The following is a 9,001-nucleotide window of genomic DNA, read 5'->3' on the forward strand; positions in this document are numbered from 1 at the left end:
GAACGGGCGTGCGCGCAACCTCGCCCGGGTCGGCATCGGCCTGGGCCTGGTGCTGCTGGCGCTGCAGCAGATCGTGGGTGCGGCCGAGCCCCTGGGCGCCTCGCCGGTAATGGCAGAGCTGATGGGTGCCCTGGTGGACACGCCGCTGGTGGGTTTCCTGCTGGCGGCACTGCTCACTTGGCTGGTCCATTCCAGCCTGGCGATCGTGCTGCTGGTGGCCTCGCTGGCCGGCACGGGCGTGGTGCCGCTGGAGCTGGCGCTGGCGCTGGTCCTCGGCGCCAATGCCGGGGCCGGGATCGTCGCTGCCGTAATGACGGCCCATGCACCCCCGGCGGGCCGGCGCGCGCCGATCGGCAACCTGCTGAAGCGCGGCGGCACCGCCTTGCTGCTTCTGCCCTTCGTCGGGCAGATCCTGCCGCTCCTGCAGGAGGCAGTGCCGTTCGACCTGGTGACGGTTGCAGGACATATCGGCTTCAATGTCCTGCTGGCCTTGATCTTCCTGCCCCTGACCGGACCGTTCGACCGGCTGCTCCTGTGGCTGATGCCGGACCAGCCGGCCACCGACGATCCGGGTGCCGCGCGTTTTCTGGAGCAGGATGCCCTGGACTCGCCCTCGGTGGCCCTGGCCTCGGCCGTGCGGGAAACCCTGCGGATCGGCGAGGTCATCCAGTCGATGCTCCGCGGCGTGATCGACGTGCTGCGCAGCGACGACCCGCGCCTGCTCAAGCAGATCCGCGACCAGGACGACGTGGTCGACCGGCTGCATGAGGCGATCAAGACCTTCCTGACCGATCTCGCCCAGCGCGAGCTGGACCGCAAGGAGAGCGAGCGACAAGTCGAGGTTCTGACTTTCGTCACCAATCTCGAGCATGTCGGTGACATCATCGACAAGAACCTGATGGATCTGGCTGCCAAGAAGATTCGCAACAAGATCCAGTTCTCCCCGGCGGGATTGCAGGAGATCGAGGCCTTCCACGCCGAGATCCTGCGCGACCTGGAACTGGCCTTCGCCGTGTTCCTCACCTCGGATGTGGAGGACGCGCGCAGGCTGTTCGCGGCCAAGTCGAAGATGCGCGGGCTGGAGCGCCGCTATACCGAGAGCCACCTGGCGCGGCTGATGACCGGTCGGGCCGACACCCGCGACAGCTCCAGCCTGCACCTGGACGTGATGCGCGACCTCAAGCGCATCCATGCCCACGTGGTCTCGGTGGCCTATCCGATCCTGGAGCGGCAGGGTGAGCTCGCATCCAGCCGGTTGCGCGCACGCGACGAGGACGAGACCGAGGCGGACGAGCGTCTGGCGACTTGACCCGCAGCACCGGCAGGCCGACAGGAAAGCCCGTCACCCCAACCCGCGATTGACATGGCCAAGCTCGACCTCGACCCGATCCTCGCTCGTAAGGAGGAGCTGGAAGCGCTCCTGGCCGAGCCCGGTCGCCAGGACATCGTCCAGCTGTCCCGGGAGCTGGCCGAGCTGCGTCCGGTGACCGATGCGATCAATGCCTTCCACGCCGCAGAGCAGGAGGTAGAGGGCCTGGAGCTGCTGCTCGAGGATGCCGAGATGCGCGAGCTGGCGGCGGCCGAGCTGCCGGAGGCACGCGAGCGGCTGTCCGGGGCGGAGCTGGCGCTCCGCCTGGCGCTCCTGCCGAAGGATGCCGCGGACGAGCGCAGCGCCATTCTGGAGATCCGGGCCGGGACGGGTGGCGAGGAGGCGGCCCTGTTCGGCGGCGACCTGTTCCGCATGTACCAGCGCTATGCCGCCCTGCAGGGCTGGAAGTTCGAGGTGCTGAGTGAGACCGAGACCGACCTGGGTGGGCTGAAGGACATCTCGGTCGCGGTCGAGGGGCAGGGCGTGTTCGCCAAGCTCAAGTTCGAATCGGGTGTACACCGGGTCCAGCGCGTGCCGGTCACCGAGGGGGGCGGGCGCATTCATACCTCCGCCGCCACCGTCGCCGTCCTGCCCGAGGCGGAAGAGGTCGACATCAAGATCGACGACAAGGACCTGCGCATCGACGTGCTGCGGGCCTCGGGTGCCGGTGGTCAGCACGTGAACCGCACCGAGAGTGCCGTGCGCATCACCCATCTGCCGAGCGGCATCGTCGTGTTCCAGCAGGACGAGCGCTCCCAGCACCGCAACAAGGCCCGCGCCATGAAGATCCTGCGCGCCCGGCTGTTCGACCAGGAGCGGGCGCGCGCCGACCAGGAGCGTTCGGCCGACCGACGCGAGCAGATCGGCTCAGGGGACCGCTCCGAGCGCATCCGCACCTACAATTTTCCGCAGAACCGGGTCACCGATCACCGGATCGACCTGACCCTCTATGCGCTGGACGAGGTGCTGGCAGGCCCAGGGCTCGGCCGCTTCGTCGATGCCCTGGTCGCCGAGGACCAGGCGCGCAAGCTGGCACAGCTCGAGTGACCAGGCTGGAGGAGGCCCTGGCGGAAGCGCGGCGGCGGTTGCAGGCGGCCGGGATCGAGACGCCCAGGCGCGAGGCGGCCCTGCTGCTCGGGCTCGCCACCGGCTGGAGCCGGACGGAGCAACTGGCAGGCGACCGGCGGGAACTCACCGCAGCGCAGTCGGCACGGCTGGAGGAACTGGTCGCAAGGCGGGTGCGGCGTGAGCCGTTCGCCTATCTGGCCGGCAGCCGCGAGTTCTTCGGCCGGCCCTTCCTGGTGGGCCCGGGCGTACTGGTGCCGCGCCCCGAGACCGAGACCCTGATCGAGGCAGCGCTGCGCCGCTGGCCCGATCGCGGGATGGCGCTGCGGATCCTGGACTTCGGCGTCGGCTCCGGCTGCATCCTGCTGACCCTCCTGGCCGAGTATCCGGAAGCCCGCGGCGTGGGCGTGGACACGAGCGAGCTGGCACTCGGCTGGACCCGCAGGAACGCCCAGGCCCTGGGCGTGGCGGACCGGGTGCGGCTGGTGCTAGGCAGTTGGGGCGAAGCCATCTCGGGCCAGTTCGACCTGATCCTGTCCAACCCGCCTTACATCGACGCCGATGATCTGGCGGAGCTTGCCCCCGAACTGCGCTTCGAGCCGCAGGACGCGCTCTCGCCCGGGCCCGACGGGCTCCAGTCCTACCGGGCGATGACCCCGGACCTCCTGCGCCTCCTGGCACCGGGGGGCACGGTGCTGCTGGAGATTGGACAGGGCCAGGCGCCGCCGCTCCTGGCATGGTTCGCGGAGCACGGCCTCGCTGGACGAAGCCACGCCGATCTGGCCGACATCGCGCGCTGTCTGGAGCTGCGCCGGGCTGCCGATGTGGATGTTCCGCAACTGTTCTAACGGCGATTTTTCAAGATCTTGCGCCGGATCAAGGGCGTCCTACCTCCAGACACGATACGGTGCGGGTGCTTCTTGCAAGGCCCGCGACCGATGGCTCGCCCGGGATACGGGGAGCCTGTCGACGGAGGTGTTCCATGGACTTCGAGAAATATACCGATCGGGCAAAGGGCTTCGTGCAGTCGGCCCAGACGCTGGCGCTGCGCGAAGGGCATCAGCGGCTCCTGCCGATCCACCTGCTCAAGGTGCTTTTGGACGACGAGCAGGGTCTAGCCGCCAACCTGATCCGCGCCTCGGGGGGCGACCCGAAGGCGGCACTGCGCGAGACCGAGCTGGCGCTGTCCCGGCTGCCCAAGGTCGAGGGCCCCGGTGCCGGGCAGGTCAACCTGTCCCCGGAGCTCGCCAAGCTGTTCGACCAGGCGGAAGGTCTGGCGAAGAAGGCCGGCGACGGTTACGTGACCGCCGAGCGGCTGCTGCTGGCGCTGGCGATCGTCGACCCGGAAGCGGCGAAGGTCCTCAAGGCGGCCAACGTCACGCCGCAGTCGCTGAACGGCGCCATCGAGCAGATCCGTAAGGGACGCAGGGCCGACAGCCCGTCGGCCGAGAACCAGTACCAGGCGCTTGAGAAATACACGCGCGACCTCACCGCCGCGGCGCGCGAGGGCAAGCTCGACCCGGTGATCGGCCGCGACGAGGAGATCCGGCGCGTCGTGCAGGTGCTCTCGCGCCGCACCAAGAACAACCCGGTGCTGATCGGCGAACCGGGCGTGGGCAAGACCGCGATCGCCGAGGGCCTGGCGAATCGGATCGTGAACGGCGACGTGCCGGAGAGCCTGAAGGATCGCAAGCTCCTCTCGCTCGACCTGGGCGCCATGGTCGCCGGTGCGAAGTATCGCGGCGAGTTCGAGGAGCGCCTGAAGGGCCTGCTCAGCGAGCTGGCCCATGGCGAGGGCGATGCGATCCTGTTCATCGACGAGCTGCATACGCTGGTGGGTGCCGGCAAGGCGGAAGGGTCGATGGACGCTTCCAACATGCTCAAACCCGCACTGGCACGCGGCGAACTGCACTGCGTCGGCGCCACCACGCTCGACGAGTACCGCAAGCATATCGAGAAGGACGCGGCACTGGCCCGGCGCTTCCAGCCGGTCTTCGTGAGTGAGCCGGACGTGCAGGACGCGGTGTCGATCCTGCGCGGGCTGAAGGAGAAGTACGAGCTCCATCACGGCGTGCGGATCACCGACGGTGCCATCGTGGCGGCGGCGACCATGTCGAACCGCTACATCACCGACCGCTTCCTGCCCGACAAGGCGATCGACCTGATCGACGAGGCGGCGGCGCGCAAGCGCATGGCGATCGACAGCAAGCCCGAGGAGTTGGACGAGCTCGACCGGCGCATCCTGCAGCTGGAGATCGAGAAGGCGGCCCTGCAGAAGGAGCACGACCAGGCATCGAAGGACCGGCTCGACAAGTTGGTGAAGGAGCTGGACGGGCTGAAGAAGGAATCCGCCGAGATCACCGCGCGCTGGCAGGCCGAGAAGGAGAAGCTGGCGTCCGCGACCAAGCTCAAGGAGCAGCTGGAGCAGCTGCGCAACGAGCTGCAGATCGCCCAGCGCAAGGGCGACTTCGAGCGCGCCGGCAAGCTCGCCTATGGCGAGATCCCGGCCGTGGAGAAGAAGCTCGCCGAGGCGCAGGAGGCCGAGAAGAGCCGGCCACTGGTGGCGGAGGAGGTCACCGAGCAGGACATTGCGCAAGTGGTGTCGCGCTGGACCGGCATCCCGGTCGACAAGATGCTGGAGGGCGAGCGGGAAAAGCTCCTGCAGATGGAGCAGAAGCTGGAATCCCGCGTGGTCGGCCAGCGGGCGGCCGTGGAAGCGGTCTCCAAGTCGGTGCGCCGGGCGCGCGCCGGCCTGCAGGACCCGAACCGGCCGATCGGCAGCTTCCTGTTTCTGGGCCCCACCGGCGTCGGCAAGACCGAGCTGTGCAAGACGCTGGCCTCGTTCCTGTTCGACGACGATCAGGCCATGATCCGGATCGACATGTCCGAGTTCATGGAGAAGCACAGCGTCAGCCGGCTGATCGGCGCCCCTCCGGGCTATGTCGGCTATGACGAGGGTGGCGCGCTCACCGAGGCGGTCCGGCGGCGGCCCTACCAGGTGGTCCTGTTCGACGAGGTCGAGAAGGCCCATCCGGACGTGTTCAACGTGCTCCTGCAGGTGCTGGACGACGGGCGGCTGACCGACGGCCAGGGCCGCACGGTCGACTTCCGCAACACCATCATCGTGCTGACCAGCAATCTGGGCTCCGAGTATCTGGCGGCGCTGCCGGAAGGCGCCTCGGCCGAGGATGCCCGGGAGCAGGTGATGGCGGTGGTCCGCGCCAGCTTCCGCCCGGAATTCCTGAACCGGCTGGACGAGATCATCCTGTTCAACCGGCTGGGCCGCGCCCAGATGGGCGGGATCGTCAAGATCCAGCTGCAGCGCCTGGAGAAGCTGCTGGCGGATCGCCGGATCACGCTCGACATCTCGGACGAGGCCATCGATTGGCTGGCTGATGCGGGCTACGATCCGGTCTATGGTGCCAGGCCGCTCAAGCGCGCGATCCAGCGCCATCTCCAGGATCCGCTGGCGACTGCGGTGCTGGAGGGCCGTATCCAGGACGGCGACCGCGTGAAGGTCACCGTCGCGGACGGCCAGCTGGCCATCGCGCCTGACGGCCTGCCGATGGCCGCCTGACGGTCGCGGACGTCCTGCCATGATGAAACAGGGCCTGCCCGGACAGCCGGGCGGGCCCTTCGTCTTTGGCAACGGGATCGGCTCGAACGTTCGCCGGCGGTTGACGTGGGGTCAGATGACGCCGCCATTGGCGCGCAGGACCTGGCCATTGACCCAGGCCCCGTCCGGGCCCGCCAGGAACGCCACCACGCCGGCAATGTCCTCCGGCTGGCCCAGCCGCTCCAGCGGGGCCAGCTTCGCCAGCTGGTCGACGAGTTCCGGCGGCTTGCCGTCCAGGAACAGCTCGGTCGCGGTCGGTCCGGGCGCCACCGCGTTCACGGTGATGCCGCGACCGCGCAGCTCCTTGGCCAGCACGTGGCTCAGCACCTCGATCCCGGCCTTGGTGGCGGCATAGACGCCATAGGTCGGCTGGCGGAGCCCGACCACGCTCGAGGACAGGTTGATGATCCGCCCGCCGCCGCGCAGCCGACGCGCCGCCTCGCGCATGGTGTTGATGCTGCCCTTGAGGTTGACGGCGAGCTGGCGGTCGATCAGGGCGTCATCACCCTCGGCCAGCGTCGCCAGTTGCATGATGCCGGCATTGTTCACCAGCACGTCGACCCCACCGAACGCCGCTTGCGCCGTGTCGAACATCCGAGCCACGGCGGCGGGATCGATCACATCGGCCTGGACGGGAAGTGCTTGGCCGCCGGCCTGCTCGATACGCGCCACCACTGCCGCCGCATCGGCGGCGCGTCCGCCATAGTTGACGATGACGGTGAGGCCGTCCCGGGCGAGGCGCTCCGCGATCGCGGCGCCGATGCCGCGTGATGCGCCGGTCACGATCGCTACCCTGCTGCCGCTGTCTGCGCTGGTCATGCCATGTCTCCCCGCTGCAGCCTGCTCATCCGGCGCGCCAGGCGGCCCACTGCCCGACCGAGTCGGACGCTAGTTCTGCGCCACCTGGGAAGGAGCGGCCAGCTGGCGGCGCAGCGCGTCCAGGCGGTCGCGTTCCGCCTTGAAGCGCGCCAGCTCCTTGCCGCTCAGCTCCTCGGCGACGTTCTGCTTCACCGACAGCGGGTTGATCTGGGCGCCCTGGTGCAGGACCTCGTAGTGCAGATGCGGCCCGGTCGACAGGCCGGTCGTCCCGACATAGCCGATCACCTCGCCCTGGCGCACCTTGCTGCCGACCTTCAGCTGCTTGGCGAACCGGCTCATATGGGCATAGGCGGTGGCGTACTCGGCGTTGTGGCGGATCCGGATATAGTTGCCGTAGCCACGGTTGCGGCCGCGCATCTCGATCACGCCATCGCCCGCGGCGAAGATCGGCGTGCCGGTGGGGGCCGCGAAGTCGGTGCCCTTGTGCATGCGCGAGTATCCCAGCACCGGGTGGCGGCGCATGCCGAAGCCTGAGCTGAGCCGGGCACCGTCAATGGGCGTGCGCAGCAGCGACTTGCGCACCGACTTGCCGTTGGCGTCGTACCAGGCGCGCGAGCCGTCCTCGCGCTCGAACCGGTAGAGGATGAAGTCGCGCTCGCCATTGACCAGCCGGGCGAAGCCGATGTCGTCGTAGCGCGACTCCCTGCCGTCCGGCGTGCTCAGGCGGTCATAGATGACCTCGAACCGGTCGCCTTCCTTCAGGTCGCGCTGGAAGTCGACGTCCCAGGACAGCAGCTTGACGAAGCGCATGATCGTCTCGGCCGGCATCCCGGCGGCGCGCGCGCTGTCGTAGAGGCTGCCGCTGATGGTGCCGCCGGCCAGCACGTCCTCGCGGTCCAGGGTCAGCTCCACCGTGCGGGCGTTGAACCCGCCGGCCTCGTCGCGATCGACCTTGAGCTCCTGGGCAAAGGCGATCGGGATGGTCAGGCCCTGGAGCGGGCTGGCCTCGTCGCCGCTCGCGAGCGCCACCGACACCCGGGCACCGGCGCGCAGCTGACGCGGGTCGTACACGTCCTTGAGTGCCGCGATCGCCGCATGCGCCTCGCTGTCGACAGCACCCGCGCGCTGCAGGATGTCGATCAGCGTGTCGCCCTTCTCGACCTCGACCTCCAGCACCTCGTCCTTGGGCGGCAGGAGCCGTTCGGGCGCTGCCTCGGCCACGGAACTGCTCTGGTCGAGGTTCGTGAGCGCCCAGATGCCCGGCCCGTCCGTCGGCGCGTCGGCAGTCACGGCGACCTGGATTGCCGGCGTCCCGATGGACGAGCCCTGGCCCGGCTGGGCAAACAATGCCGCCGATGTCAGCTCCGCCGGCACCGCGACCGGAATCGCTGTCGCCTGCGGCGGTGCCAGCTCGGTCCTGGGCTCGGGCGCTGCGCTGCCAAAATAATGGAAGGTCGCCCCGGCGACGCCGAACCCGGCAGTGAACGCCAGTCCGGCCGCGGTCATCAGCGGAACCCAGCGGACGGGGGCGGGGCGGACCTTACGTGGACGCAACGCTCGATCCTCCCCCGCACGCACTCTTGGGCTGCCATTACCACGAGCGCCAGCACCGGGCCGCTTTTGGCCCGTCGATTGGTCGCCTCTGCGGTGGCGCGCCACCATATCTAGATGATGCCGGGACCATGCGTAGCGTGACGACCGCTGTCAACCGACCGGCCGCCACCTACAGCGTGTAGAAGGTCAGGAAGCGCTAGCCCTCAGGTTGATCCACCGGGCGCGGCCGACCCTGCGGCATGCCGTCCGAAGATTTCTTCGAGCTGTCGAGATTCCCTGTTGACGGTTTGGTGGGTGGGGCCTAGAACCCGGCCCACGCAGCCCGGCGGGGTGCTGGACGGCGGCGATGAGCTGCCGGCTGGTGCCAGGTGGGGCTGGGGATTGGTCCGGTGGGGCCGATCCTGATGTGTTGTTTGACATCGTTGGTTTAGTGGAGCGCTTGAAGGAGCGTTTTTGGAGGGATGTGCGGGCGGCGTTCTCTTGGCTGTTGGCTGGGGGGATGATCGTCTGGAGCATTCTGGTGTTCATTGGAAACTCTTCGGAGGTTCTGATGGGTACCTTGCGAAGCCTGGATGGTC

General features: G+C 68.7%; 7 protein-coding genes. 5 read left to right on the forward strand and 2 right to left on the reverse strand.

What is annotated here, in order from left to right; genetic code table 11:
• The 4 genes from VNS22_RS17695 to clpB form a co-directional block, all read left to right on the forward strand.
• A partial coding sequence (locus tag VNS22_RS17695; RefSeq protein ID WP_325734721.1) for a Na/Pi cotransporter family protein occupies positions 1–1,309 on the forward strand: 1,309 nt, incomplete at its 5' end.
• A gap of 54 nt (positions 1,310–1,363) precedes the next feature.
• Entirely contained in the window at positions 1,364–2,416 is a 1,053-nt protein-coding gene (prfA, locus tag VNS22_RS17700) for a peptide chain release factor 1 (protein WP_325734723.1), read from the forward strand.
• Positions 2,413–3,282, forward strand: a complete 870-nt coding sequence (gene prmC / locus VNS22_RS17705; RefSeq protein WP_325734725.1) for a peptide chain release factor N(5)-glutamine methyltransferase — start codon at positions 2,413–2,415, stop codon at positions 3,280–3,282. The genes prfA and prmC overlap by 4 nt, the downstream gene beginning before the upstream one ends.
• A 134-nt stretch (positions 3,283–3,416) precedes the next feature.
• On the forward strand, positions 3,417–6,011 hold the full coding sequence (clpB, locus tag VNS22_RS17710) for an ATP-dependent chaperone ClpB (protein WP_325734727.1): 2,595 nt from the start codon (positions 3,417–3,419) through the stop codon (positions 6,009–6,011).
• Positions 6,012–6,122: 111 nt separating this feature from the next.
• Here the strand turns inward: clpB and VNS22_RS17715 are convergent, their stop codons facing one another.
• Complete coding sequence (locus VNS22_RS17715; protein ID WP_325734729.1) at positions 6,123–6,869, reverse strand: SDR family oxidoreductase; 747 nt, start codon at positions 6,867–6,869, stop codon at positions 6,123–6,125.
• A 69-nt stretch (positions 6,870–6,938) separates the two neighbouring features.
• Positions 6,939–8,375, reverse strand: a complete 1,437-nt coding sequence (locus VNS22_RS17720; RefSeq protein WP_325734731.1) for a peptidoglycan DD-metalloendopeptidase family protein — start codon at positions 8,373–8,375, stop codon at positions 6,939–6,941.
• Between the two features lie 394 nt (positions 8,376–8,769).
• Between VNS22_RS17720 and VNS22_RS17725 the strand changes: the two genes are divergently transcribed.
• Positions 8,770–9,001: hypothetical protein (locus VNS22_RS17725; protein ID WP_325734733.1), on the forward strand; the 232-nt coding region annotated here is incomplete at its 3' end.

It is taken from the genome of Geminicoccus sp., assembly GCF_035556675.1.
Lineage (GTDB): Bacteria > Pseudomonadota > Alphaproteobacteria > Geminicoccales > Geminicoccaceae > Geminicoccus.